The sequence below is a fragment of the Stenotrophomonas sp. STEN147 genome, from assembly GCF_056757995.1.
Genome location: NZ_JBRRCG010000025.1, coordinates 1 through 25,731, shown reverse-complemented (window position 1 = coordinate 25,731; position 25,731 = coordinate 1). Strand labels below are relative to the sequence as shown.

Here is a 25,731-nt window from a genome sequence, read left to right as displayed (position 1 = left end):
CCCCGGCTCAACGGCTCGGATCGCGTTCCGGGCTTGGCCGCTTGGCCAGTTTGCGCTGCAGCGACCGTCGGTGCATGCCGAGCAGTCGGGCGGCAGCGGACACGTTGCCGCCCGTCTCGTGCATCGCCTGCTGGATGTGTTCCCACTGCAGGCGACTGATCGGCGTCATCGCGTCGGGGACTTCCATCTCGCCATCGTCGGCCGGGCCGTCGTCCTCTTCGCCCAGCGCGCGCAGGATCATCGGTACCGTTGCCGGCTTGGGCAGATAATCGTCTGCGCCCAGCTTGATGGCTTCCACGGCTGTGGCGATGCTGGCATAACCGGTGACCAGCAGGATCCGCATGTCCGCACGCAGGGCACGCAGGGGCTGGATCAGGGCCAGGCCGGAATCACTGCCGAGCTTGAGGTCGATCAGCGCGAAGGCCGGTGGATGCTGGCGGGCCAGCATCAGCGCAGTGGCCGCGTCCTGCGCGGTCTGCGTTTCCAGTCCCTTGCGCGCCAGGCTGCGCTGCAGGGTGCGCAGGTACAGCTCGTCGTCGTCGACCAGCAGGCCCTGGGTGGAGTGGTGCAGGCTCATGGGGTGTCCTCGCGTGGGGCCAGCGGCAGGCGGAAGCCGACGCGACTGCCGGCCCCCTGGGCCGGGCGCATCCACATCTCGCCGTCGAGGCGTTCGATGGTGGCATGGGACAGGGCCAGGCCGACGCCCATGCCCTCGCTCTTGCTGCTGCCGAACAGCGTGCCCGGCAGCACGGCGGCGCGGGCATCGAAGCCGTGGCCGTAGTCGCGGACTTCGCCGATCAGGTCGTCGCCGTCGATGCGCAGGCTCAGGTCCACGCGCGGGCGCCCGGCCTGTTCTCCGGCATCGGCCGCGTTGTTGAGCAGGACCATCAGCAGGTGGCCCACGCCGGGGTCCAGCGGCAGCCGCAGCGGCGCATCGTCGTTGCGGTGCAGGTCGATCGTGGGCCGCACCAGCCGCCATTGTTCCAGCACCTGCTGGGCGCTGGAGCGGCTGCGTCCGGGCATGTCGGCCGATGCCGGCGCGGCCAGTGCCAGCACCCGTTCGCGGCACTGCACGAGCAGTTCGCGCAGGGTTTCCATGTCCTCACGTACTTCCGGCTCCTCGCTGCGCTCGGCAACGTCGTCGGCCAGCAGGGTCATGGTCGCCAGGGGCGTGTTCAGTTCATGTGCCACCGAGGCGGCGTGGGTGGCCAGGGCGACAATGCCCTCGTTGCGGGCGAAGCGTTCACGCAGTGCCGAGAGCTCCAGTTCCCGTTGCCGCAGGGCCAGGGCCAGGCGCGTGGAGAACGTCAGCACGACGGCGGCGGAGATCAGGAAATTGGCGACTACGCCCCAGCGGTTCAGGTCCTGCGCACGGAAGTAACCGTCCGGCAGCGGCTGGCCGAACAGTCCGCTGGCGGCGTAGCCGAGCAGGCAGGCCAGGGCCACCGCCAACGCCCAGCGCAGGGGCAGGGCGAAGGCAGCCAACGCAATCAGGATCAGGAACAGGGAGCTGAACGGATTGGCCATGCCGCCGCTCCAGCTGATCATCCAGGTCAGGATGATCACGTCCACCAGGATGTGGCCGAAGGCTGTCAGTGGTGCGGTATCGGCCGCTTCCGGCCGCAGCTGGGTGTAGACGTTGAACAGCGCGAGCACGGCGACGCCGGCCCACAGCGGCAGCGGCGGCAACGGCAGGCCCAGCACCCAGGTGGCGACCAGGATGGTGGCGGCCTGGCCGGCCACGGCCAGCCATCGCAGGCTGCACAGGGTGCGGAGAAACGGGGCGTCGGGACCGGTCATTCGCGCCCATCGTATGCGTTCGCGGGCGGGTGTGCCTGCGACAATCGGCCGCAGCCGTGCCGGCGGCTGAATGCGAGTCACCCGGAAACCGGAGGCGGGCGCTAGAATGCCCGCATGCACGACGCCGTTACCCGCCCGACCCCGCCTTCCGAGCCCACCGCCTGGTCCCGTCGCCAGACCCACGCCGTCCAGATCGGCGGAGTCACCGTCGGCGGCGGCAGGCCGGTGGTGGTGCAGTCGATGACGAATACCGACACCTCCGACGTGGCCTCCAGCGTGAAGCAGGTCGCCGAGCTCTGGCGCGCCGGTTCGGAAATGGTGCGGTTGACCGTCAACACCGTCGAGGCCGCGGCCGCGATCCCGCGCATCGTCGACAAGCTGGCGATGATGGGCATCGACGTGCCGCTGATCGGTGATTTCCACTACAACGGCCATCAGTTGCTGACCGCCGAACCGGCGTGTGCCGAAGCACTGGCCAAGTACCGCATCAATCCGGGCAATGTGGGCTTCGGCAAGAAGAAGGACCTGCAGTTCGCGCAGTTGATCGAGTTCGCCATCCGCTACAACAAGCCGGTGCGCATCGGCGCCAACTGGGGCTCGCTGGACCAGGCGCTGGCGGCCAGGCTGATGGATGAGAACAACGAGCGCGAGCAGCCCTGGGACGCTGGACGTGTCCTGCGCGAGGCACTGATCCGGTCAGCGCTGGATTCGGCCGAACAGGCAGTGGAGCTGGGCCTGCCGCGCGACCGCATCGTGCTGTCGGCCAAGGTCAGTGGCGTGCAGGAGCTGATCGCGGTCTACCGTGACCTGGCACAGCGTTCGGAGTTCGCGCTGCATCTGGGCCTGACCGAAGCCGGCATCGGCAGCAAGGGCATCGTTGCGTCGGCAGCGGCGCTGAGCGTGCTGCTGCAGGAAGGTATCGGCGACACCATCCGCATCTCGCTGACGCCCGAGCCGGGCCAGTCGCGGACGCAGGAAGTGATCGTCGCCCAGGAGCTGCTGCAGACCACCGGCCAGCGCGCGTTCACGCCGCTGGTGACGGCCTGCCCGGGATGCGGCCGCACCACCTCCGAGTTCTTCCAGGAGCTGGCCAAGGTGGTGCAGAACCACGTGCGCGAGAAGATGCCGCTGTGGAAAGTGCAGCACCCGGGGGCGGAAAACATGACCCTGGCGGTGATGGGTTGCGTGGTCAACGGCCCGGGAGAATCGCGGCACGCCAACATCGGCATCTCGCTGCCGGGAACCGGGGAGGCGCCGTCGGCGCCGGTGTTCGTCGATGGCGAGAAGAAGGTGACCCTGCGTGGCGAGAACATCGCCCAGGAATTCGTCGCCCTGATCGACGACTACGTCGAACGCACCTATGTCCGAAGCGCAGGATAAGCCCGCGATCCTTGCCGCGCCGGAGCCGGCCTCCGGCTTCCGTCACTGGATGGCGCGCAATGCGTGGCGCCTGGTCCTGCTGTTCGCCGGCGTGCTGTTGCCGCTGGCCGGCTTCGTCGCGCTGGCCGACGAGGTGCATGAGTTTGAATCGTTCCATTTCGACGCGCCGCTGCTGTGGCAGATGCACGGCCTGCATTCGCCGTGGCTGGACCGGTTCTTCGTGCTGCTGTCCCGGCTGGGTTACGAGTGGTTCCTGATTCCCGCCGACGTGCTGATCGTCGCGGCATTGCTGGGCTACCGCCGCTGGCGCGAGGCCACCTTCGTGGCCGTCAGTTTCCTCGGATCGGCACTGCTGAACATGGGCAGCAAGCGGTTCTTCCAGCGGGACCGCCCCAGCCTGTGGGAGTCCATTGCACCGGAATCGACGTACAGTTTCCCCAGCGGTCACGCCATGGGCTCGATGACCCTGGCGGCAACCCTGGTGCTTCTGGCCTGGAATACCCGCTGGCGCTGGCCGGTGCTGGTGCTGGCCCCTGCGTTCAGCTTGCTGGTCAGCGTGTCCCGGGTCTATCTCGGGGTCCATTACCCGTCGGATATCCTGGCCGGGTGGTGTGCAGCGCTGGTTTGGGTGGTAGGGTGCTACCTGGTCATGTTCAGTCGTCGGCATCCCTGGCGACGCCGCGATTCGCCGCCATCGACGGCCAGCGAAGCATCAACACAGGGGGAGTGACGTGGATGGCTCTTCGCGGGCGTCTACGTGATAGATGAGCTGTTTCGTTGCCGCGGGTTCTGCAAGACAGGGGGTAAGTACAATGCGTGAGACTGTGATCAACCCGGCACTCTTGCCCGGTATGCACTTCGACCGCGCTTGCGAGGGTTCGGCACCCTGCCTAGCTTGACCCGCAATGGCCGCATTCGAAGAGGTACGTGAATGACGATTCGAGTCTACCTGGTGGACGACCACGCACTGGTCCGCACCGGGATGAAGATGATCCTGTCGGGTGAGACCGACATCGAGGTGGTGGGCGAGGCCGAGACCGGCGAGGACGCGCTGCGCGAGATCCGCCAGCTGCAGCCGGACGTGGTGCTGTGCGACCTGCACCTGCCGGGTGTCAGCGGCATGGAAGTGACCGAGCGCATCGTGCGCGGCCATCGCAGCACGCGCGTGGTGATCGTGTCCGTCCTGGAGGATGGCCCGCTGCCGAAGCGACTGCTGGAAGCCGGCGCGGCCGGGTACATCGGCAAGGGCTGCGACGCCCAGGAACTGCTGCGCGCGGTGCGCGACGTGGCAGGCGGGCGCCGCTACCTGGGCACCAGCATCGCGCAGAATCTGGCGCTGTCGACGGTGGAGGGGAATGGTTCGCCGTTCGACACCCTGTCTCCGCGCGAACTGGAAGTGGCGCTGCTGCTGACCCAGGGATTGCGCCAGGAAGACATCGCGCGCCGCCTCAGCCTCAGCGCCAAGACCGTCAACACGCACAAGGCGCGCCTGTTCGAGAAGATGGGTATCCACGACAACATCGCGTTGGCGCGCATGGCCAGCCAGTACGGGCTGGTGGATCCGGCACGGCCGCTGTGAGGGTTTCAGCCAACGGCTGAGGTGCGTCGCGCGCCCGGAATCCGTCTTCCAGTTCCGGCCCGCGGTCGCGGGGCCAAGCGTCGGCCCCGCGCTCACCCATCGGGCGCTCAGGTGCCGCGCACGCGCTTGACGATGGCCGCCGCCTGCGCGGCACTGGCGCGCACCTTGTCCCAGTCGCCGTCCGCAATCCAGTTGCCGGGCACCATCCATGAGCCACCGATGCAGACGACGTTCTTCTGCTCGAGGTATTCGGCGGCGGTGTTTTCCGTGATGCCGCCGGTCGGGCACAGCTTCAGATCGGCAATCGGACCGGCCACGCCCTTGATCATCGCCAGGCCGCCGACCGCCGTGGCCGGGAACAGCTTGCACACCCGGAATCCGCGCGCATGCAGCGACAGCAGCTCGGTCGGCGTCGCCGCACCGGGCACCACCGGCAGCGGCGCAGCGGCCAGCGCATCGGCCAGCGCGGGCGGCGTACCCGGGGTCACCAGGAAGTCCGCGCCGGCATCAATCGACTGCTGCATCTGCTCAACGGTCAGCACCGTACCGGCACCGACCACCACGTCCGGCAGTTCGCGTTTGAGCATGGCCAACGCCTCCATCGCCACCGGCGTGCGCAACGTCAGCTCGATTGCCGGCAGACCGCCTTCCAGCAGCGCCGCACTCACCGCACGGGCCTGGTCCAGCGTATGAATCGTCACCACCGGCAGGATGCCCGCCGCATGCAACAGCTCCGCCGCCTTCAGCTGATGTTGTTCGATACCCATAGCTCTGCTTCTGCCTTTGCTTCCGAATTTGATTTTCAGTGATCACTTCGCGGCGTTGATGCGCCGGAAAGTGTGACGCCGCCACCAGCACACTCACCGCCGCAACACACCCGCAACGCTCTTCAACCCTCAGGCGTCCTTCGCCTCATGCGGCGCTGCCGCAGCCGCCGCATCGTGTCCCAGTTCGTACTCGGCGTCGTAATCCCACGGCCCGCCATCGGCCGCTGCCGGCCCGCACGAAATCGAAATGGCGCCCTGATCGGCCGGCCCGACCACGCGACGGTTGATCGCGAACAGGTTGCGCCCCAGATCATTCGCCGCGGGCGCGGTGTTCGGGGCATGCGTGCGTGCTGCCCATTCGGCAGCGTCCACCAGGACCTCCAGCGTGCCTGCCTCGCCGTCCAGACGGATGATGTCGCCTTCGCGCACTTTCGCCAGCGGACCACCACGCGCGGCTTCCGGCGTGACATGGATCGCTGCCGGGATCTTGCCCGACGCCCCGGACAACCGGCCATCGGTGACCAGCGCAACGCGTCGGCCCTGGTTCTGCAGAAGGCCCAGCAGCGGCGCCAGCGAATGCAGCTCCGGCATGCCGTTCGCGCGCGGCCCCTGGTAGCGCACCACCGCCACGAAATCCTGGGGAAGCAGCCCGGCAGCATGCAGCTTGTTGAGCACCTGGGGCGCATCAACGACAACGGCCGGTGCTTCGATCGAACGGTATTGCGGCTTCACCGCCGACAGTTTGATCAACGACCGGCCCAGGTTGCCGCGCAGCAGGCGCAGGCCCCCCTGGCTCTCGAACGGAGCGTCGACGCCGCGCACCACCTCCTCGTCGGCACTGCGCTCCAGCCCGGGCAGATAGACCAGGGTGCCGTCACGCAGCTGCGGTTCGCGGGCGTAATCGGCCATGCCGCCGCGCGCCACACTGACCAGGTCGCCGTGCATCAGCCCAGCCCTGATCAATTCGCCGAACACGAAAGCCGGGCCGCCGGCCGCCGCGAAGCGGTTCACGTCGGCGTCGCCATTCGGATAGACGCGGGCCAGCAGGGGAATCAGCTGCGACAGCTCGTCGAAGTCGTCCCAGGTCAGCACGATGCCGGCGGCACGCGCGACCGCGATCCAGTGGATGGTGTGGTTGGTCGAGCCGCCGGTGGCCATCAGGGCGATGACGGCGTTGATGATCGCGCGCTCGTCGATGATCCGGCCGAGCGGACGGAAATCCTCGCCCAGCGCGGTGATCTCCAGCGCACGCTCGGTGGCCTCGCGGGTGAGCGCATCGCGCAGCGCAGTGCCCGGGTTGACGAAGGATGCGCCTGGCAGCTGCACGCCCATCGCTTCCAGCAGTACCTGGTTGGAGTTGGCGGTACCGTAGAAGGTGCAGGTGCCTGCGCCATGGTAGGAGGCCGACTCGGCCTCCAGCAGTTCTTCGCGGGTGGCTTCGCCGGCCGCATAGCGTTCGCGCACCTCGGCCTTCTGCTTGTTCGGAATGCCCGGTGTCATCGGGCCGGCCGGAATGAACACCGCCGGCAGGTGGCCGAACGCGAGCGCGCCGATCAGCAGCCCGGGCACGATCTTGTCGCATACGCCAAGGTAGACCGTGGTATCGAACATGTCATGGCTGAGGCCGATCGCGGTGGCCTGCGCGATCACATCGCGCGAGAACAGCGACAGTTCCATGCCGCCGCGGCCCTGGGTGACGCCGTCGCACATCGCCGGCACACCGCCGGCCACCTGCGCGGTGGCGCCCAGTTCACGGGCGATCCCGCGGATCTGCTCCGGATAGGTCTCGAACGGCTGGTGGGCCGACAACATGTCGTTATAGGCGGTGATGATGCCCAGGTTCGGCGTCACCCCGCCGCGCAGGCGGCTCTTGTCAGTGCCGCCGCAGGCAGCGAAACCATGGGCGAGATTGCCGCAGCTCAGGCGGCTGCGGAAGGGGCCTTCGCGCAGGGCGGCGTCGACAGCGGCCAGGTAGGCCGCGCGCGAGGCAGCGCTGCGACGGATGACGCGGTCGGTGATGGCTTGCAGTTGCGGATGGAGGCTCATTGGCTACCGGCGTTCGAGGTGGCGAGAGGTGGGCGGCGGCGATATGCCGCCACCGACATCAATCTGCCCAGTGGACGCGCAGGCGCGCGCCTTCCAGGTGGATTGCGTTGAGGATCGGGTACTGCTGGGCATTGTTGCTGTCCAGCGCCTGCCGCAGCACCTGCAGCTTCTGCTTGCCGCGCAGCAGCAGCAGGCGCTGGCGGCACTGGCGCAGGCCGTGCGGGGTCAGCGTGATCCGCAGCGGCCACTGGTTGGCGCCCGGGCAACCGGTCGCATCCAGTGCGGCATAGGGCAGGGGGCTTTCCAGCGCGCGGGTCAGGTCCTTCGAGCCGGGGAACAACGAGGCCGTGTGGCCATCATTGCCCATGCCGAGCGCGACCAGGCTGGGCGGCTGGCTGTGCTGTGCCTGCAGATTGGCGGTGTACACGCATTCCGGAAGCGGCTTGCCGATGCGCACCAGCGGGTCGAAATGTGCACCTTCGGCGCGCTTGAGCAGGTGCTCGCGTACCAGCCAGGCATTGCTGTCGCGATCCTGCGGCGACAGCCAGCGCTCATCGGCCAGGCTCACTTCCACGCGGTCCCAGTGCACTTCCATTTCTGCCAGCGCCTGGTACACCGGCGCCGGCGTGGTGCCACCGGACAGCAGGATGCGTGCGCGGCCGACTTCGTTGATGTCACGGTTGATGGTCTGTGCCATTTCGGTGGCCACCGCTTCGATCCAGCCATCGGCATCGCCGTGACTGACAAAATCGATGCGGTCGTCCTGGAAGACAGGGCTCATGCGGCAACTCCCGGAGCGTCACGTTCGGCATCGGCTGCATAGGCGGCAGCGCCCAGCAGGCCGGGGCAGGGGTGCATGATCGCCAGCGAAGGCACCCGCGCCATGATCGAGGAAAACCGGCCCTTGTGCTCGAAGCGCTGGCGGAAGCCGGAGTGCTGCAGCGAATCCAGCATTTTGGGCACTAGGCCGCCGGTCAGGAACACGCCATCCCAGGCCCCCTGGATCAGCACCAGGTCGCCGGCGATGGCGCCGAACACTGCGCAGAACACATCCACGGTGCGCATCGCCTGCGGATCGCCGAGCGCGGCACGGGCGGTGACGTCGGCCGGCTGCAGATGGCCCGGGTCGACACCGGCCATCTCACAGACCGCACGATGGATGTTGACCAGGCCGGGACCGCAGATGAGACGCTCGTTGGACACGCGGCCGAACTGCTCGGACAGGATCTCCAGGATCCGCACTTCTTCCGGCGTGCCCGGCGGGAAGCTGACGTGACCGCCTTCGGTTTCCAGCGGGTAGCTGCGGCCGTGGCGCACCACCAGGCCACCGACGCCGAGGCCCGTGCCGGGGCCGATCACTCCGTAGTTGCGTGGCTGGCCCGGTGCGGCCGGCGTCCAGTGCGCACCGCCGATCTGCACCACATCCTGCGGTTGCAGCAGGGCGACGGCCATCGCCTGTGCGGCGAAGTCGTTGATCAGGTGCAGCTCGTCGAAGCCGAGCATCGCTGCGGTGCGGCTGCGCGAGATCACCCACGGATGGTTGGTGATGCGTGCCTCGTCGCCATCGACGCGGCCGGCCACGGCAAACACGCCGCGGCGCGCGCTGGCCCCGGCCTGCTCAAGGTAGTGGCGGGCGGCATCGCCCAGCGACGGGAACTCGGCGACCGCGAACTCGCGGATGCTGTCCTTCTGCAGCGGCGCATCCAGCGAAGTGTCGGCCAGTGCGAAGCGGGCATTGGTGCCGCCGATGTCGGCGACCAGAACCGGCTGCGAGCCGCCACTCATGCCGAAGCTCCGGTGTCCGGCGCATCCACGCCCTGTGGCAGGAAGCCGGTGGCATCGGCCGGACCCCACTGGCCTGCAGGGTAAGGCTGGAGCGGCAGGCCGGCTGCCTTCCAGGCATCGGCGACGCTGTCGATCCACGCCCAGGCGGCGCGCACTTCGTCGTCGCGCACGAACAGCGCATGGTTGCCGTTGAAGGCGTCCAGGAACAGGCGCTCGTAAGCGATGCGGCGGTGCAGTCCCGTCGGCACCGACAGCTCCAGTTCCAGCGGATGCAGTTCCAGCGCGCCCCATTCCGGACCGGCCAGGCTGCTCATCAGGCCCAGCTCGATGTTTTCCTGCGGCTGCAGCTGGAACACCAGGCGATTGGGTGCGGCCTGCGCGCGCTGCGGGCGCTCGAACAGCCAATGGGTGACCGGCTTGAGGGTCACCACCACGCGGGTGGTGCGCTCGGGCAGGCGCTTGCCGGTGACCAGATGGAAGGGAACGCCGGACCAGCGCCAGTTGTCGATGTGCGCGGTGACGCCGGCGAAGGTTTCCACGTCGCTGCCTTCCGGCGGCTGGTAGGCCTGTGCCGGCTGGCCGTTGATGGTGCCGGCCGTATAGCGGCCGCGCACGCTGTCGCGGGCGGCATGCTGGGCGTCGAGGGGGCGCAGGGCGCGCAGCACCTTGACCTTCTCGTCGCGGATGCGGTCGGCTTCGAGCGAAGCCGGCGGTTCCATCGCCACCAGGCACAGCAGCTGCAGGATATGGCTCTGCACCATGTCACGCAGGGCGCCGGAGCGCGCGTAGTACGCGTCGCGGCCGTCCACGCCTTCGCTCTCTGCGACCAGGATGTGCACCGACTCGATGTAGTTGCGGTTCCACACCGCCTCCAGCAGGGTGTTGCCGAAGCGCAGGGCGATCAGGTTCTGCACCGCGGCCTTGCCCAGATAGTGATCCAGGCGGAACACGCGGTCTTCATCTATCCACTGGCCGATGGTGCTGATGATCTCCTCGGCACTTTCGCTGTCGCTGCCGATCGGCTTCTCCAGCATCAGCCGGGCCGGTGCGGCGAGGGCGCCACCCTTGGCCAGGCCTTCGCAAGTGGAGATGTACAGGCCCGGCGGAATGGCCAGGTAACTCACGCACCGGCGGTCCACCAGATCGGAGACGGCGGCGGCGACCGAGTCGACATCGCGCAGGTCCACCGAACGGTAGTCGATGCGGCGCAGCAGCGCGGCGATGTCGTCCTGCGAGGCCATCGGCATGGCCTGCTGCAGGCGCGGCCGCAGGATGTCATGGAAGGCCTCGGTGTCATGGCCGGACAGGGCCAGCGCACGGATGCGGAAATCCTCCGGCAGCAGACCATCGCCAAGCAGGCGCAGCAGCGAAGGGAACAGGTAGCGCTGGGCCAGATCACCTGTGGCACCGAACAGGAAGAGGGTGTCGTGCATCGCTCGAGTTTCAGATCCGGGTGACATCGTTGTCAATCGCTTCATGGCTGGGTTCGGGGGACATCCGCGCAACTGCCTGTCCGAGGTTCGCGGAACGCGATCTGCAGGGGATACCGGCAGGCCGTTCCATTCGAAACCACCGCACCGGCGAACGTTCCATTGTCCGCCGACGCAGGTCGGTGCGCACCGACCATCGGATAGTGCCACGTGAAAACGTTTACATGGCAGAATGGGCAACTGTATTCGATTGCAGTGCTCGCCGTCATGCGGCAGTCGCGCAATCATTGCTGCCATCGGGAGGGCCGAGGCAGTCCCAAAAGACAGCCCGGCGTCGGGCAGACCGGATCAGGTGATATGGCAAAAGTGCAGTTGCAGGGTGTGCGCAAGGTCTACGACAACGGCCAGGTTGCGGTGAAGGACGCCACGTTCGAGGTCGCCGATGGCGAACTGATGGTGCTGGTCGGTCCTTCCGGCTGTGGCAAATCGACCCTGCTGCGGATGGTGGCGGGCCTGGAGGAGATCAGCGGTGGCACGCTGAGTATCGGTGACCGCGTGGTCAACGATGTGGCACCAAAGGATCGCGATATCGCCATGGTGTTCCAGAGTTATGCGCTTTACCCGCACATGACCGTGGCCGAGAACCTGGCGTTCGGCCTGAAGCTGCGTGGCCACGACAAGGCGACCATCGACAGGCGGATTGCCGAAGCGGCGCAGACGCTTGGCTTGACCGAGATGATGGACAAGCTGCCCAAGGCGATGTCAGGTGGCCAGCGCCAGCGTGTTGCGCTGGGGCGCGCGCTGGTGCGCGAACCTGCGGTGTTCCTGCTCGACGAGCCGCTGTCCAATCTCGATGCCAAGCTGCGCCACAGTGTGCGTACCGAGATCGCGCAGCTGCACCGCAAGCTGGGCACGACCATGATCTATGTGACGCACGACCAGGTCGAAGCGATGACGCTGGGCCAGCGCATCGTGGTGCTCAAGGACGGCATCATCCAGCAGATCGATACGCCGATGGCGCTGTATGACCGCCCGGCCAACCTGTTCGTGGCCGGTTTCCTCGGCAGCCCGGCGATGAACGTGCTGCGCGGGACGTTGCAGGGCGATGCGGGCGGTGTGACGGTGGTCGAGGGTGAGTGGCGGGCGCCGCTGGGCCAGGCCACGATCGACTCCGCGTGGCTGCAGAAGCCGATCAACGTCGGCGTGCGTCCGGAGCACCTGCAGCCCGCCACGGGAGATGACGCGCATGCATTCACCGCGCGCATCGAGGGCATCGAGCCGGTCGGCAACGAGATCTTCGTCAACCTCAGCAGCGGCCAGCATGCACTGACCATGCGGGTGGCGCCGCAGGCGCTGCCGGCCGTGGGCGAGGACATCCGCGTGGCGATCCATCCGCAGGGCCTGCACTTCTTCAACGCGGAAACCGGCGAGCGCCTGTAAGAATCGGTGGCGCCGGGCCATGCCCGGCGTCATCGGCAGATCCACGCCCTGCGTGGGTAGGGCGCAGCCTCAGCGCGCCAGGCCATCCAGCAGCGGAATCCGCTGCGCGGGCGCATCGCCGACCTGCAGCGCGGCGTCGCTCGTTTCAAGTGGCAGCACCGCCAGCGCCAGATCGCCGGCCACGCTGGCGATCGTGCCCAGTGCCGCGCCGTCCTGCTGCACGCCGTCACCGGCCTGCGCCGGCGCATGGGTGTGCAGCAGCTGCACTGCGCGCTTGGCCTTGCCGAGGAAGTGGGTGCGGGCGACGATTTCCTGGCCCGGGTAGCAGCCTTTCTTCACGCTGTAGCCGTTCAGACGGTCCAGCCCCAACTGCTGCGGCGTCCACACCTCGCGCTGGCTCTGCTCCAGCCGGGGCAGGCCATACCGCAGGTCAGCCTGGCGCCAGGCCAATACAAAGGCCGCGGCGTCGTCCGGCCCACCGGCCGGGAAGGTGTCAGCGGCACCGATGCGCAGCGCGCGCGGCAGCGCGTCGCTGCCCAGGTCCAGCTCCCAACCGCCTGCATTGGCGGCGATCGCCGCGCCGGTAGCCGCTTCCGGTGCGGTGAACGCGCCGGCCACGGCCAGATCGTCGCGCAGCTGCACCTTGACCTTGCGGCGGAACACGAAACGCTGCAGTTGCGACGCAGTCGCATCCGCGTCGCCATCGGCGAACACCAGCATCACGTGATCCTCAGCCAGCCGGAGCAGCTGGAACACCGCCAGGGTGCGGCCCTTGGCACTCAGCCAGGCGCTCCACTGCCAGTGCTGCAGGGGCAGGGCGAGGACATCGCTGCTGAACTGGGCATGGGCGAAGGCAGCTGCGTCCACGCCCTGCAGGCTCACCAGCTGGTGGCCCGGAAGGCGTGGATATCCGACGAAAGCAGGGGGCAGGTTGTCAGGCACGTGAACGAGGTCTAAAATTTGTGCGTTGCGAGACCGACCATGATAGGCCAAACAACCCCCACTCCCGACGACGAAACTGAAGCCCCGCTGGTCCCTGCGGCACCCGTGCCCGTGGAACAGGAAAAGGCAGAGGAATTCGGCGGCCGCGGCGGACTCGATCCGGTGCGGTATGGCGATTGGGAGAAAAACGGACGCTGCATCGATTTCTGATCAGCATTGAGCCAACGCGGCCGCGTGCCGCCCAGCCGAGACAACGAGCCCAGCGAATGGCGACCAGACAACGCCCACTTTCCCCGCACCTTCAGGTGTATCGCTGGCAGATTCAGATGGCCACCTCGATCCTGCATCGAGCCACGGGCGTCTTTCTGTCTGTTGGTGCCCTCATCATCGCTGCGGGCCTGCTGGCCCTGATGATGGGGCCCGATTCCTGGAACTGCTTCACCGGCCATGCCGGGGCCTGGTATGGCCGCGTGTTCCTGTTTGCGTGGACATGGTCGTTCGCCTATCACCTGTGCAATGGCATCCGCCATGTGGTGCAGGACTTCGCCATCGGCTTCAGCATCCCCGCCTTCATCCGCAGCAGCTGGCTGTCGGTCATCGGCAGCCTGGTGATCACCCTGCTGGTGTGGGCCTACGTGATGTTTGGAGGTGCCGCGTGAGCAAGTTCCGTACTCCGCTGAAGAACGTGCGTGGCCTGGGTTCGGCCAAGACCGGCACCGAGCACTTCGTGCACCAGCGCCTGACCGCCGCCGCCCTGGTGGTGCTGGGGATCTGGTTCCTGGTCTTCGTGCTGGGCCTGCTGGGTTCCGACTACGCGACCGCCACTGCTGCCATCGCCAAGCCGTGGAACGCGGTGCCGCTGATCGGCCTGCTGATCGCCATGTTCTGGCACGCACAGCTCGGCATGCAGGTCGTGCTGGAAGATTACATCCACGAATCGCTGCTGGCCCTGGTGCTGCAGACCGCGGTGAAGTTCGTCGCCGTGCTCGGCATGATCGTCAGTGTGTTCGCGGTGGGCCGCATCGCCCTCGGCGTTGCCTGAGCCCAGGCACCTACACAGGAATCCAGACTAGATGTCCGCTTACAAGATCACCGAACACAAGTACGACATGGTCGTGGTGGGCGCCGGCGGCGCCGGCCTGCGTGCCACGTTCGGCCTGGCCGCCAAGGGCCTGCAGACCGTGTGCCTGACCAAGGTCTTCCCGACCCGTTCGCACACCGTCGCCGCCCAGGGCGGTATCTCCGCCGCGCTCGGCAACATGGGCGAGGACGACTGGCGTTACCACTTCTTCGACACCATCAAGGGGTCGGACTGGCTGGGCGACCAGGACGCCATCGAGTACATGTGCCGTGAGGCCATTCCGGCCATCATCGAGCTCGAGCACTACGGCGTGCCGTTCTCGCGTACCGCCGAAGGCAAGATCTACCAGCGCCCGTTCGGTGGCATGACCACCAAGTACGGCGAAGGCCCGGCGGCGCAGCGCACCTGCGCGGCGGCCGACCGTACCGGCCACGCGATGCTGCATACGCTGTACCAGCAGTCGCTGAAGCACGACGCGCGCTTCATGATCGAGTACTTCGCGCTCGACCTGATCTTCGACGACGAAGGCGTCTGCCGCGGCGTGCTGGCCCTGGACATGTCCGACGGCACGCTGCACCTGTTCCGCGCCCAGGGCGTGGTACTGGCCACCGGCGGTTACGGCCGAGCCTATTTCAGCGCAACTTCCGCGCATACCTGCACCGGCGACGGTGGCGGCCTGGCCATGCGTGCCGGCATCGCCATGCAGGACATGGAGTTCGTGCAGTTCCACCCGACCGGCATCTACGGCGCCGGCTGCCTGATCACCGAGGGTGTCCGCGGTGAGGGTGGCATCCTGCGCAACAGCAGCGGCGAGCGCTTCATGGAGCGCTATGCACCGCATTACAAGGATCTGGCATCGCGCGACGTGGTCAGCCGCTCGATGACCATCGAGATCCGCGAAGGCCGCGGCGTCGGCGAGCACAAGGATCACATCCTGCTCGACCTGACCCATCTGGGCCCGGGCGTGATCGATGACAAGCTGCCGGGCATCGCCGAGAGCGCCCGCATCTTCGCCGGCGTCGACGTGCACAAGCAGCCGATCCCGGTCATCCCGACCGTGCACTACAACATGGGTGGCATCCCGACCAACTACCACGGTGAAGTGGTGCGCAAGGTCGGCGACAACCCCGATGCCGTGGTGCCGGGCCTGTACGCCATCGGCGAAGCGGCCTGCGTGTCCGTGCACGGCGCCAACCGCCTGGGCTCCAACTCGCTGCTGGACCTGGTGGTGTTCGGCCGTGCGGTGGCCAACCGCTGTGCCGAGACCATCACGCCGGGCGCGTCGCACAAGCCGCTGCCGGCCGATGCCTGCGACAAGGCGCTGGGCCTGCTGGACAAGCTGCGCCACGCCAACGGCGATACCCCGACCTCGGTCATCCGCGACCGCATGCAGCGCACCATGCAGGCCGACGCGGCCGTCTTCCGCACCAGCCAGACGCTGAAGGAAGGCTGCGAGAAGATGGACAAGATCTTCGATTCGTTCCAGGACGTGAAGGTCTCGGACCGTTCGCTGGTGTGGAACTCGGACCTGATCGAGACCTACGAGCTGAACAACCTGCTGCTCAACGCGGTGGCGACGATCAACTCGGCCGAACAGCGCAAGGAAAGCCGCGGCGCGCATGCGCACGAGGACTTCCCGGACCGCGACGACGTCAACTGGCAGAAGCACACCCTGGTCAGCGTCGACGAGAAGGGCAAGTGCAGCTTCGACTACCGTCCGGTGCACATGTACACGTTGACCGATGACGTGTCCGTGGTGCCGCCGAAGCCGCGCGTGTACTGATCCGACCCCGCCTACCATGCAATCCGCGCCTTGAGGGCGCGGGCCGCCTGAGCCAACGAGAGCAGCCATGGCCGAGTTTTCACTCCCCAAGAATTCCAAGATCACGAAGGGCCAGCACTTCCCCGTCAAGAACGGCGGCAAGAACGTGCGTACCTTCAAGATCTACCGCTGGAGTCCGGACGACGACAGCAATCCGCGCACCGATACCTATGAGGTCGATCTGGACGCCTGCGGCCCGATGGTCCTGGACGCGCTGATCAAGATCAAGAACGAGATCGACCCGACCCTGACCTTCCGTCGCTCCTGCCGCGAAGGCATCTGCGGTTCGTGCGCGATGAACATCGACGGCACCAACACGCTGGCCTGCACCCGCGCCATCGCGGACTGCGGCAAGAAGGAAGTGCCGATCTACCCGCTGCCGCACATGAACGTGGTCAAGGATCTGGTTCCGGACCTGACCCACTTCTACGCGCAGTACGCCTCGATCAAGCCGTGGATCCGCACGCAGACCCCGGCGCCGCCGGATCGCGAGCGCCTGCAGTCGCCGGAAGACCGCAAGAAGCTCGATGGCCTGTACGAGTGCATCCTGTGCGCCTGCTGCTCGACCAGCTGCCCGAGCTACTGGTGGAACGGCGAGCGTTACCTGGGGCCGGCGATCCTGCTGCAGGCCTACCGCTGGATCATCGACTCGCGCGATGAGGACACCGGTGCGCGCCTGGACGATCTGGAAGATCCGTTCAAGCTGTACCGCTGCCACACCATCATGAACTGCGCCCGCACCTGCCCGAAGGGCCTGAACCCGGCGCTGGCGATTGCCGAGATCAAGAAGCTCATGATGGAGCGTCGCGCCTGATCCATCCCGCATGCGGCCGCATCGACGGCGGCCGCACGCACCCCAGCCGAGCCACGCCATGCGTGGCTTCGCTGTATCTGGAGGCCTGCAATGGATGAAGAGACCCTGCTGAAGAAGCTGCGCTGGCGCTGCCGGCGTGGCATGCGCGAACTGGACCAGCTGTTCGAGCGCTACCTTGACCGCGAATGGAGCACCGCGCCGACCGAAGAGCGCGAGGTTTTCCTGTTCCTGCTCGACTGTGAGGACGATAAATTGTGGCGCTGGTTCATGGGCTACGAGGTCTGCCCGCATGCGCACGCCATCCCGCTCATGGACAGGATCCGCGCCCTCAAGCCTTGAGTGGCGTCCTTCACGGCTGCAGGCGGGTGCCCAGCTGGCGGTACTGCTCGCCGCCCCCTGGCTGCTGCGCGCTTCGGATCTGCCCCGAGACGCCCTGGTTCCCGTCGTACTGCTGGTCTGGGCGCTGGGCCTGGCCGAGCTCTTCTGGCGCCTGCGCCGGCCGAAGGTGAGGGTGTGCCTGCCCGCGTTGCCCGCTCCGCTGCAGGTGGCGGGGCAGGCGCTGGACGCTCCACAGCTGGTGATCCGCGGCCCGTGGCTGTTGCTGCATGGGCACCAGGGGCGGCGGCAACGGCGGCTGCTGTTCTGGCCGGATGTGCTCGATGCCCGGCAGCGACGTGAACTGCGACTGGCCGTCGCCGCACGCGCCGTTTCCCGTCGAGCCCGGTCGGTGGCACCATAGGCTGAATCGTCCGGCGTGCCTGCATGTTCAAACCCATTCCCGTGGCCATCGGCCTGCGCTACCTGCGCGCCAAGCGCCGCAACGGCTTCATCTCCTTCATTTCGATGGCATCGATCCTGGGCATCGCGCTCGGCGTTACGGTGCTGATCACCACCCTGGCGGTGATGAGCGGCTTCCAGAAGGAAATCCGCAGCCGCCTGCTGCAGATGACGGCGCATACCACCATCAGTCGCGACGGCGAGCCCATGCCGGACTGGATGCGCGTGGTGGACGTGGCCAACAAGGACCCGCGCGTGGCGGGCGCCGCACCCTATATCGAGATCCAGTCGATGATCAGCGGCCCGCGCGTGCAGGGTGCGATCATCCAGGGCATCGACCCGGCACTGGAGCCGAAGGTGTCGGTGATCGACCAGAAGGTGGTCAAGGGCAGCTACGACAGCCTGAAACCCGGCAGCTTCAATCTGCTGCTGGGCAAGGAACTGGCGATCTGGCTGGGCGTCGACGTCGGCGACCAGGTGCTGGTGACCTTCGCCGAAGTGCAGGGCACACCTGCAGGTGCCGTTCCGCGGATGAAGCGCTTCACCGTCAGCGGCATCTTCGAGGCCGGCTACAACGAGGTCGACCGCGGCGTCGGCTTCGCCAACATGAAGGATCTCGAGCGCGTACTGCGCGCCGATGGCGCGACCGGCGTGCGCCTGAAACTGCACGACATGGACCGCTCGCTGGAAGTCGGCGTGGACCTTGCGCAGAACCTCGGCGGCGCCTATCGCGTAAGTGACTGGACCCAGCAGAACGCCAATCTCTACCACTCGCTGCGCATGGAGAAAGTGGTGATGGGCATCCTGCTGTCGCTGATCATCGCGATGGGCGCGTTCAATCTGGTGTCCTCGCAGGTGATGCTGGTCACCGACAAGCAGGCGGACATCGCCATCCTGCGCACGCTCGGCCTGACCCCGGCCGGGGTGATGCAGGTGTTCATGGTGCAGGGCTCGTTGATCGGCATCTTCGGCACGCTGGCCGGACTGATCGGCGGCATCACCCTGACCTTCAACCTGGAACGCATCCTCGGTGCCATCGAGCGCGTGTTCAACGTCAAGCTGCTGCCGGAAGACGTGTACTACATCACCGGCCTGCCGACGGACATGCAGACCGGCGACGTGGTGGTGATCACCGTGGTCGCGCTGCTGATGAGCTTCCTGGCCACCCTGTATCCCGCCTGGCGGGCGGCACGCACCCAGCCGGCGGAGGCCCTGCGCTATGAATGAAGCCTTTGACCGCGGCCAGGAAGTGATCCGCGCCGAGCACCTCGGCAAGATCTATGCCGAAGGGCGCATGCAGACCCCGGTATTCGACGGCCTGAACCTGACCGTCACCGCGGGTGAAACCGTGGCCATCATCGGCGCGTCCGGTGCAGGCAAGAGCACGCTGCTGCACCTGCTGGGGGGACTGGACGTACCCAGTGCCGGCGAGGTGTACGTGGCCGGTCAACGCATGTCGGCGCTGTCGGATACCGCGCGTGGCCTGCTGCGCAACCAGGCGCTGGGCTTTGTCTACCAGTTCCATCACCTGCTGCCGGAATTCACCGCGCTGGAAAACGTGATGATGCCGCTGCTGCTGTCCCGCTCGCATTCGCCGATGTCACAGCGGGCGATGTTCGCCGGCCTGGGCGTGGTGGGGACGGCGCTGGCCAGCATCGTCAACGGGGCCACCGCCTTCGTCCGTGGTCGTCCTGAAGTGGAGGAGGCGGCCGCGCGCGCAACCTTGCTGCTGGAGTCGGTCGGGCTGGGCCATCGCCTGGACCACAAACCGGGCGAGCTTTCCGGTGGCGAGCGCCAGCGTGCGGCGGTGGCGCGCGCGCTGGTGAATCATCCGGCCTGCGTGCTGGGCGACGAGCCGACCGGCAACCTGGACGATCGCACGGCCGGCACCGTGTTCGACCTGATGCTTGAACTCAATCGTGCCCGCCACACCAGCCTGGTGCTGGTCACCCACGACCGCGGCCTGGCGCGGCGCCTGGACCGGGTGCTGGAGCTGCGCGAAGGGCGCCTGCACGAGCTGGCCCACGCCGACGTCTGAGCGGCCGGCAACGTGCACCTCCCGGCGCCTGAACGGTGGCGCCGGGATTCTCGCCGCCCATACCCGGGCAGGCGCATGATGGCCCCCGGTTCCCCGTGGAGATCGACATGAAGACCCCGCTTGTGATCGCAGGGCTCTGCCTTGCCCTGGCCGCGTGTGCGACCACCGGCCGCCTGAGCAGTGCCGAGCGGCTGGACCTGTACCGGGCGCACGCCGGCGCACCGCAGAATGACATGCAGTTCTTCGGCAGCCTCAACGGCTGGACCGAACTGGGCGACAGTGCACTGGCGGTATGGACCCGGCCCAGCGAGGCCTACCTGCTGGAATTGAACGGCCCCTGCCAGGATCTGTCGTTTGCGACCGCCATTGGCCTGACCAGCCGCATGAACCGCGTGTCGGCCCGCTTCGACAAGGTGCTGGTCCGTGACCCGACCGGAGGCCCGCGCCTGCCATGCTTCATCAGCAGCATCCGCAAGCTTGACGTGAAGGCGCTGCGTGCTTCGGAACAGGAGCTGCGGCAGGCGCAGGTGCAGGAGCGCGAGGAGCCGGCGAACTAGGCCGGCAGCGCCGGGCCACGGCGGCAGATGCAGGGGCGCCGGGCACGGCCCGGCGCCATCTCCGGATCAGGCTTCCGGGACGAAGCCGGCGGGCTTCTCCGCGTCCTTCTCGAACAGGAACTTGACCAGTTCCCCTTCCAGGAACGCGCGGTGCTTTGGATCGCGCGGTGACAGGCGGTTCTCGTTGATCAGCATGGTCTGGTGCGCCAGCCATGCCGCCCAGGCCTGCTTGCCGATGTGGTTGAAGATGCGCTGGCCCAGTTCGCCCGGATAGGGCACGAAGTCCAGGCCCTCGGCATCGCGTTGTTCGTACTGGCAGAAGACGGTTCGGGGCATGGCACTCACTCGTGGTTGCGGGGTTTCTTGGATCTGCGTCGTGGCGGTTTGATCGCAGTGCCATCAAGCAGCTTGCGGATGGGAGCCGGCAAGCCCAGCGTCGGCAGTTCGTCGGCGGTGACCCAGCGCAGCGAGGATTCTTCCACGCGCAGGCCGCGTACCTGTCGCGACAGGATCTGCAGGTGCAGCCTGTAGTGGCTGAAGGTGTGCTGCAGCACCGGCAGCTCGTCGGCATCTTCCAGCGAGCCGTCCACGTGTGCATCGAACCAGTCCTGCAGCGCTTCACCGGCGTCGGCCTGCGGCAGGGTCCACAGTTGCGCCCAGATGCCGGTCTCAGGTCGCTTCTGCAGCAGCACGCGCTGCTGGGCATCGCGCAGCAGCAGGGCCACGGCCTCGCGTTCGGGCAGGGCCTTGCCGGGCTTCGGCGTGGGCAACTCGGCGGTCCGGCCTTCGCGGCGCGCCACGCAGTCCTGCTGCTGTGGGCAGATCACGCAGGCGGGCCTGGCGCGGCTGCACACGGTGGCACCGAGGTCCATCTGTGCCTGCGTGTAGTCGGCCATCCGGCCGTCCGGCACCCGGGCGGCGTGCGCTTCGGCGATGGCCCACAACTGCTTTTCGATGGCTGGCAGGCCGGGGAAGCCTTCGATGCCGTGATAGCGGCTGAGCACGCGCTTGACGTTGCCGTCGAGGATCGGAAACCGGTCGTTCCAGGCCTGGCTGAGGATCGCGCCTGCGGTGCTGCGGCCGATGCCGGGCAGCGCATGCAGCGCGTCGAAATCACGCGGCAGTTCGCCGTCATGCAGTTCCACGCAGCGCTGGGCCGCCGCATGCAGGTTGCGCGCACGGGCGTAGTAGCCCAGCCCGGCCCACTGCGCCATCACCGCATCGTTGCTGGCGGCGGCCAGCGCGGGCAGGGTGGGGAAATGCTGCAGGAACCGCTGGAAGTACGGGATGACCGTGGCCACCTGGGTCTGCTGCAGCATGATCTCCGACAGCCAGACCCGATAGGGGCTGCGCGGATGCTGCCAGGGCAGGTCGTGGCGGCCGTGGTCGTCGAACCAGTGCAGCAGGCGGGCGACGAACGGGTCGCCCGCGGGCACGATGGTGGCCTCAGGCACTGCCAAGCGCTTCGGGCAACAGCGCGTCGACGAAGGCTTCCGGATCGAATTCACGCAGATCTTCCGGGCGCTCACCGATGCCGGCGAAACGGATCGGAATGCCGAACTCGCGGGCCAGTGCGAACACCACGCCGCCCTTTGCGGTGCCGTCCAGCTTGGTCACCACCAGGCCGGTCACGTTCACCGCGGCGTTGAACTGGCGCAGCTGCGACAGCGCGTTCTGGCCGGTGGTGCCGTCAATCACCATCAGCACCTCGTGCGGCGCAGCGGGATCGATCTTGCCGAGCACACGACGGATCTTGCCCAGCTCGTTCATCAGGCCGGACTGGGTATGCAGGCGGCCGGCGGTATCGGCAATCAGCACCGACGTGCCGCGCGCCTTGCCGGCCTGCAGCGCGTCGTAGGCCACCGAGGCGGCGTCGGCATTCTGGCCCTGGGCCACCACGGCCACGCCGTTGCGCTCGCCCCAGGCCTGCAGCTGGGCCACGGCAGCGGCACGGAAGGTATCGCCGGCGGCCAGCATCAGGCTGTGACCGTCGTCCTTGAAGCGCTTGGCCAGCTTGCCGATGGTGGTGGTCTTGCCGACACCGTTGACGCCAACGGTCAGCACCACGAAGGGCCTGGCGTTGCGATCGATCACCAGGGGCCTGGCGACCGGCTGCAGGATCGCGATCAGGTCGGCACGCAGTGCGCCCAGCAGTGCGTTGGCATCGGCGAACTCACGTGCCTTCATGCGTCTGCGCAGGCCTTCGACCAGCTCGGTGGTCGCACCGACGCCGACATCGGCGGTGATCAGCGCGGTTTCCAGTTCGTCCAGCAGGTCATCGTCGAGCTTGGGATTGCGCGAGAACAGGCCGCCAAAGCTGCGCGCGATGACGCTGTTGCGCAGGCGTTCGCGCCAGCCGGACTTGCCCGCCGGGGCCGGTGCGGCATCCACCAGCACCGGCAGGTCGGCGGCCGGTGCGGAGGGCTGCTGTGCGGGAATCACCGGAGCCAGCGGAGCGAGCACGGCGGCGGCGGCACGTGCCTCGGCCTCGACGTCTTCCGGTGCCAGGACGCGTTCGGCCGCTGCCGGCGCCGGCGGGGACGCCGGGGCAGCGGCGGGCGGCGCCGGGACGGGCACCGCCTCAGCCGGAGCCACGGCTGGCGGTGCGTCGGCTACGACCGTGGTGTCCTCGACGGGCGCGGCCGACGGGAATGCCGCCGCCAGCTCTTCAGCCGAGTAGTGCTGGGTCTTGGGCGCGTCCGGTGTGGCGGCGTCCTGGGGCTTCTTGCGGCGGAAAAAACTGAGCATTGGCAAAAGGCGCTGAAATCAGAGGGATATGCTACCACCCGGGCCCGTCTGCCCGATGTGGACTCAAGGTCGCGGCCGGGCAGCCGCTAATGGCTTCGGAGGGCTGCACCGAGCGGCCCGGAGACCGCCATGGACAACGTGATGGCAACGGCCTGGAGCGGCATGCGGGCAGCGGGACAAGGCGTGCAGGTGGCCGCGCACAACGTGGCCAACCTGGCGACAGCCGATGCGCCGCGCCTGCAGTTGCAACGCGCGGCGGTGGAGCAGGGTGGGGTGCAGACCCGGGTGACCGCTGCCGGCGCCGATCCCGCCGCGCCGCTCGCTGATTTGCTGGCGGCAAACGCGGAGGTGGTGGCCTTCGCCGCCAACGCTTCGCTGGTCCGCCGCCAGGACCAGATGCTGGGGTCGCTGCTGGATCGCCGGGCCTGAGCAGCCCGGCCTGGCAGATGCCAGCCAGCGCCCGGCAGCGCCGGGTCATGCCCGGCGACCACCCTGCGTGTCAGGCCGACAGCTCCAGCAGCAGCTTGTTCAGGCGCGCAACATAGGCGCCCGGGTCCTTCAGGCTGTCGCCGGCCGCGAGCGCGGCCTGGTCGAACAGCACGCGGCCGAGATCGTCGAAACGATCACCATCGGCCTCGCCATCGAGCTTGGTGATCAACGGGTGCCCCGGATTGATCTCCAGCACCGGCTTGCTGTCAGGCACCTTCTGGCCGCTGGCTTCCAGGATCTGGCGCATCTGCAGGCCCAGATCCTGTTCGCCGATGGCCAGCACCGCTGGCGAATCGGTCAGCCGGTGCGACACGCGGACTTCGGCCACGTCGTCGCCGAGCACCGCCTTCAGCCGTTCGATCAGGGCCTGCTTGTCCTTGGCCGCCGCTTCCTGTTCCTGCTTGTCCGACTCGGTCTCCAGCGCGCCGAGGTCGAGGTCGCCACGGGCGATGTCGACAAAGCCCTTGCCGTCGAAGTCGGTCAGGTAACCCATCAGCCATTCGTCGATGCGGTCGGTCAGCAGCAGCACTTCCACGCCCTTCTTGCGGAACACTTCCAGGTGCGGGCTGTTGCGGACCTGGCTGTAGCTCTCGCCGGTCAGGTAGTAGATCTTGTCCTGGCCTTCGGCCATGCGACCGATGTAGTCGGCCAGCGAGACGGTCTGGGCATCGCCCTCGCCACGGGTGGAGGCGAAGCGCAGCAGGCCGGCCACCTTCTCGCGGTTGTTGTAGTCCTCGGCCGGTCCTTCCTTCAGCACCTGGCCGAATTCCTTCCAGAACGTGGCGTACTGCTCGGGCTTGTCGGTTGCCAGCTTCTCCAGCATGTCCAGCGAGCGCTTGGTCAGCGCGGCCTTCATCGAATCGATGACCGGGCCGGACTGCAGGATCTCGCGCGAGACGTTCAGCGACAGGTCGTTGGAATCGACCACGCCCTTGATGAAGCGCAGGTACAGCGGCAGGAACTGCTCGGCCTGGTCCATCACGAACACCCGCTGGACATACAGCTTCAGGCCCTTGGGCGCATCGCGGTGATACAGATCGAACGGTGCACGGCCCGGCACGTACAGCAGCGAGGTGTACTCCAGCTTGCCTTCGACCTTGTTGTGGCTCCACGCCAGCGGATCGCTGTGGTCGTGTGCCACGTGCTTGTAGAACTCGCTGTACTCGGCGTCGCTGATCTCGGTGCGCGGACGGGTCCACAGCGCGCTGGCACGGTTGACGGTTTCCCATTCGACCGCCGCGCCCTCTTCACTCCCTTCCTTCGGCATCTGGATCGGCAGGCCGATGTGGTCGGAGTACTTCTTGAGGATGCTGCGCAGGCGCCAGCCATCGGCAAAGTCGTGTTCGCCGTCCTTCAGGTGCAGCACGATGCGGGTGCCGCGCTCGGGCTTGTCGAGGGTCGCGACGTCGAAGTCGCCTTCGCCGCGCGAGGTCCAGCGCACGCCTTCGCTGCTGGCCAGGCCGGCCCGCCGCGAGGTGACTTCGACTTCGTCGGCGACGATGAACGCGCTGTAGAAGCCGACACCGAACTGGCCGATCAGCTGCGAGTCCTTCTTCTGGTCGCCGGACAGCTGGCGCAGGAAGTCGCCGGTGCCGGACTTGGCAATGGTGCCGAGGTGGGCGATGGCCTCGGCGCGGCTCATGCCGATGCCGTTGTCCTCGATGGTGATGGTGTGGGCGGCCGGGTCGAAACTGACGCGCACGCGCAGGTCGCTGTCGTCTTCCAGCAGGGACGGCTGGGTCAGCGCCTCGAAGCGCAGCTTGTCGGCCGCGTCGGCGGCATTGGACACCAGCTCGCGCAGGAAGATCTCCTTGTTGGAGTACAGCGAGTGGATCATCAACTGCAGCAGCTGCTTGACTTCGGTCTGGAAGCCAAGGGTTTCGGTCTGGGTCGTCTCGGTCATCGATAGGGCTCCGTGTGCAATGCCGCGCCAGCGCGTGCGGCCTCGCCAAGGGGTAGGGGTGATTGTCCCGAAATCAAGGGGGTTGGTCGGGCAGGGCGGCGCCCTGCACCCGCAGAGGCCGGAGCAAAAGCAACAGCGGGCATTCCGAGGGATGGCGGGGCACTGCGGGTTCGCGGGGGCGCCGTGAATCTGTGGTGGTCAAGTATTTCTGGACACTCGCCAGGGGGGTTAGGCCACCTGCGCTTCGTGGGGCGCAGGTGGCACAAGGCCGTTGGCGTTATGAAGCCGACGGTGGTTGTACCAGTCCACAAACTTCTCGATGTCCGCTGCGGC

The 25,731-nt window shown here is 67.4% G+C and carries 27 protein-coding genes; 15 read left to right on the top strand and 12 right to left on the bottom strand.

The annotated features are described in order from the left end of the window. Positions 1-7: 7 nt before the first annotated feature. Together ACVOKU_RS17600 and ACVOKU_RS17595 are read right to left on the bottom strand one after the other, a co-directional pair. Positions 8-577, bottom strand: coding sequence for a response regulator transcription factor (locus ACVOKU_RS17600; protein ID WP_053517280.1), 570 nt, complete (start codon positions 575-577; stop codon positions 8-10). Then, a complete protein-coding gene (locus tag ACVOKU_RS17595; protein ID WP_481560514.1) occupies positions 574-1,800 on the bottom strand; it encodes an ATP-binding protein in 1,227 nt (408 codons plus the stop codon). The genes ACVOKU_RS17600 and ACVOKU_RS17595 overlap by 4 nt, the downstream gene beginning before the upstream one ends. Before the next feature lie 114 nt (positions 1,801-1,914). Between ACVOKU_RS17595 and ispG the strand changes: the two genes are divergently transcribed. The 3 genes from ispG (at position 1,915) to ACVOKU_RS17580 (ending at position 4,759) form a co-directional block, all read left to right on the top strand. Continuing rightward, positions 1,915-3,180, top strand: a complete 1,266-nt coding sequence (gene ispG, locus ACVOKU_RS17590) for a flavodoxin-dependent (E)-4-hydroxy-3-methylbut-2-enyl-diphosphate synthase (protein WP_053517283.1) — start codon at positions 1,915-1,917, stop codon at positions 3,178-3,180. Next, positions 3,161-3,910, top strand: a complete 750-nt coding sequence (locus ACVOKU_RS17585) for a phosphatase PAP2 family protein (protein WP_481560513.1) — start codon at positions 3,161-3,163, stop codon at positions 3,908-3,910. The genes ispG and ACVOKU_RS17585 overlap by 20 nt, the downstream gene beginning before the upstream one ends. Positions 3,911-4,111: 201 nt before the next feature. Then, positions 4,112-4,759 (top strand): response regulator, encoded by a 648-nt coding sequence (locus ACVOKU_RS17580; RefSeq protein ID WP_065174949.1) that lies wholly within the window; start codon positions 4,112-4,114, stop codon positions 4,757-4,759. A gap of 107 nt (positions 4,760-4,866) precedes the next feature. On the opposite strand, the gene eda is transcribed toward ACVOKU_RS17580, so the two are convergent. The 5 genes from eda to zwf form a co-directional block, all read right to left on the bottom strand. After that, the gene (gene eda / locus ACVOKU_RS17575) at positions 4,867-5,526 is read right to left on the bottom strand and encodes a bifunctional 4-hydroxy-2-oxoglutarate aldolase/2-dehydro-3-deoxy-phosphogluconate aldolase (protein ID WP_065181278.1); all 660 of its coding nucleotides are present in this window, start codon (positions 5,524-5,526) and stop codon (positions 4,867-4,869) included. 129 nt (positions 5,527-5,655) lie between these two features. Next, positions 5,656-7,572 carry a phosphogluconate dehydratase gene (edd, locus tag ACVOKU_RS17570; RefSeq protein ID WP_481560512.1) on the bottom strand — a complete coding sequence of 639 codons (1,917 nt, stop codon included), beginning with the start codon at positions 7,570-7,572 and terminating at the stop codon, positions 5,656-5,658. A 58-nt stretch (positions 7,573-7,630) separates the two neighbouring features. Beyond that, entirely contained in the window at positions 7,631-8,353 is a 723-nt protein-coding gene (pgl, locus tag ACVOKU_RS17565; RefSeq protein ID WP_340044812.1) for a 6-phosphogluconolactonase, read from the bottom strand. Then, on the bottom strand, positions 8,350-9,357 hold the full coding sequence (gene glk / locus ACVOKU_RS17560; protein WP_481560511.1) for a glucokinase: 1,008 nt from the start codon (positions 9,355-9,357) through the stop codon (positions 8,350-8,352). Before glk ends, pgl begins: the two co-directional genes overlap by 4 nt. Continuing rightward, entirely contained in the window at positions 9,354-10,790 is a 1,437-nt protein-coding gene (gene zwf / locus ACVOKU_RS17555; RefSeq protein WP_197571627.1) for a glucose-6-phosphate dehydrogenase, read from the bottom strand. Before zwf ends, glk begins: the two co-directional genes overlap by 4 nt. Before the next feature lie 354 nt (positions 10,791-11,144). Here zwf and ACVOKU_RS17550 point away from each other — a divergent pair, with 354 nt between their 5' ends. Next, entirely contained in the window at positions 11,145-12,227 is a 1,083-nt protein-coding gene (locus ACVOKU_RS17550) for an ABC transporter ATP-binding protein (RefSeq protein WP_053517292.1), read from the top strand. A gap of 69 nt (positions 12,228-12,296) precedes the next feature. Here ACVOKU_RS17550 and ygfZ read toward each other — a convergent pair whose 3' ends face one another. Then, positions 12,297-13,169, bottom strand: coding sequence for a CAF17-like 4Fe-4S cluster assembly/insertion protein YgfZ (gene ygfZ / locus ACVOKU_RS17545; protein WP_481560510.1), 873 nt, complete (start codon positions 13,167-13,169; stop codon positions 12,297-12,299). A gap of 39 nt (positions 13,170-13,208) precedes the next feature. Between ygfZ and ACVOKU_RS17540 the strand changes: the two genes are divergently transcribed. The 10 genes from ACVOKU_RS17540 to ACVOKU_RS17495 all read left to right on the top strand — a co-directional run bounded on the left by ACVOKU_RS17540 (position 13,209) and on the right by ACVOKU_RS17495 (position 20,258). Beyond that, positions 13,209-13,379: a DUF1674 domain-containing protein gene (locus ACVOKU_RS17540; protein WP_074901279.1), complete on the top strand. Its 171-nt coding sequence runs from the start codon at positions 13,209-13,211 to the stop codon at positions 13,377-13,379. 56 nt (positions 13,380-13,435) lie between these two features. After that, positions 13,436-13,828, top strand: a complete 393-nt coding sequence (sdhC, locus tag ACVOKU_RS17535) for a succinate dehydrogenase, cytochrome b556 subunit (protein ID WP_004153151.1) — start codon at positions 13,436-13,438, stop codon at positions 13,826-13,828. Further along, the gene (gene sdhD / locus ACVOKU_RS17530; RefSeq protein WP_053517295.1) at positions 13,825-14,211 is read left to right on the top strand and encodes a succinate dehydrogenase, hydrophobic membrane anchor protein; all 387 of its coding nucleotides are present in this window, start codon (positions 13,825-13,827) and stop codon (positions 14,209-14,211) included. Before sdhC ends, sdhD begins: the two co-directional genes overlap by 4 nt. 31 nt (positions 14,212-14,242) lie before the next feature. After that, the gene (gene sdhA, locus ACVOKU_RS17525) at positions 14,243-16,033 is read left to right on the top strand and encodes a succinate dehydrogenase flavoprotein subunit (RefSeq protein ID WP_481560509.1); all 1,791 of its coding nucleotides are present in this window, start codon (positions 14,243-14,245) and stop codon (positions 16,031-16,033) included. 67 nt (positions 16,034-16,100) lie between these two features. Continuing rightward, positions 16,101-16,886, top strand: coding sequence for a succinate dehydrogenase iron-sulfur subunit (locus tag ACVOKU_RS17520; protein WP_053517298.1), 786 nt, complete (start codon positions 16,101-16,103; stop codon positions 16,884-16,886). Between the two features lie 90 nt (positions 16,887-16,976). Continuing rightward, on the top strand, positions 16,977-17,225 hold the full coding sequence (locus ACVOKU_RS17515; RefSeq protein ID WP_312553291.1) for an FAD assembly factor SdhE: 249 nt from the start codon (positions 16,977-16,979) through the stop codon (positions 17,223-17,225). After that, positions 17,176-17,625: a hypothetical protein gene (locus tag ACVOKU_RS17510; RefSeq protein WP_481560508.1), complete on the top strand. Its 450-nt coding sequence runs from the start codon at positions 17,176-17,178 to the stop codon at positions 17,623-17,625. The genes ACVOKU_RS17515 and ACVOKU_RS17510 overlap by 50 nt, the downstream gene beginning before the upstream one ends. Positions 17,626-17,648: 23 nt before the next feature. Continuing rightward, a complete protein-coding gene (locus tag ACVOKU_RS17505) occupies positions 17,649-18,890 on the top strand; it encodes a lipoprotein-releasing ABC transporter permease subunit (RefSeq protein ID WP_065174956.1) in 1,242 nt (413 codons plus the stop codon). Continuing rightward, entirely contained in the window at positions 18,883-19,701 is an 819-nt protein-coding gene (locus ACVOKU_RS17500; protein WP_065174957.1) for an ATP-binding cassette domain-containing protein, read from the top strand. The genes ACVOKU_RS17505 and ACVOKU_RS17500 overlap by 8 nt, the downstream gene beginning before the upstream one ends. 107 nt (positions 19,702-19,808) lie before the next feature. After that, complete coding sequence (locus tag ACVOKU_RS17495) at positions 19,809-20,258, top strand: DUF6491 family protein (protein ID WP_053517332.1); 450 nt, start codon at positions 19,809-19,811, stop codon at positions 20,256-20,258. A 66-nt stretch (positions 20,259-20,324) separates the two neighbouring features. Here the strand turns inward: ACVOKU_RS17495 and ACVOKU_RS17490 are convergent, their stop codons facing one another. From ACVOKU_RS17490 to ftsY, 3 genes are read right to left on the bottom strand one after another with little or no spacing between them, the layout of a single operon-like run. Then, entirely contained in the window at positions 20,325-20,594 is a 270-nt protein-coding gene (locus ACVOKU_RS17490) for an oxidative damage protection protein (RefSeq protein WP_053517303.1), read from the bottom strand. A gap of 5 nt (positions 20,595-20,599) precedes the next feature. Further along, positions 20,600-21,712 (bottom strand): A/G-specific adenine glycosylase, encoded by a 1,113-nt coding sequence (gene mutY, locus ACVOKU_RS17485; RefSeq protein WP_481560507.1) that lies wholly within the window; start codon positions 21,710-21,712, stop codon positions 20,600-20,602. Continuing rightward, positions 21,705-23,006 (bottom strand): signal recognition particle-docking protein FtsY, encoded by a 1,302-nt coding sequence (ftsY, locus tag ACVOKU_RS17480; RefSeq protein ID WP_481560506.1) that lies wholly within the window; start codon positions 23,004-23,006, stop codon positions 21,705-21,707. Before ftsY ends, mutY begins: the two co-directional genes overlap by 8 nt. A 129-nt stretch (positions 23,007-23,135) precedes the next feature. On the opposite strand from ftsY, the gene ACVOKU_RS17475 reads away from it, so the two are divergent. Then, the gene (locus ACVOKU_RS17475) at positions 23,136-23,435 is read left to right on the top strand and encodes a hypothetical protein (protein ID WP_128989068.1); all 300 of its coding nucleotides are present in this window, start codon (positions 23,136-23,138) and stop codon (positions 23,433-23,435) included. A gap of 70 nt (positions 23,436-23,505) precedes the next feature. Here ACVOKU_RS17475 and htpG read toward each other — a convergent pair whose 3' ends face one another. Continuing rightward, on the bottom strand, positions 23,506-25,398 hold the full coding sequence (htpG, locus tag ACVOKU_RS17470) for a molecular chaperone HtpG (protein WP_481560505.1): 1,893 nt from the start codon (positions 25,396-25,398) through the stop codon (positions 23,506-23,508). Positions 25,399-25,731 lie beyond the last annotated feature (333 nt).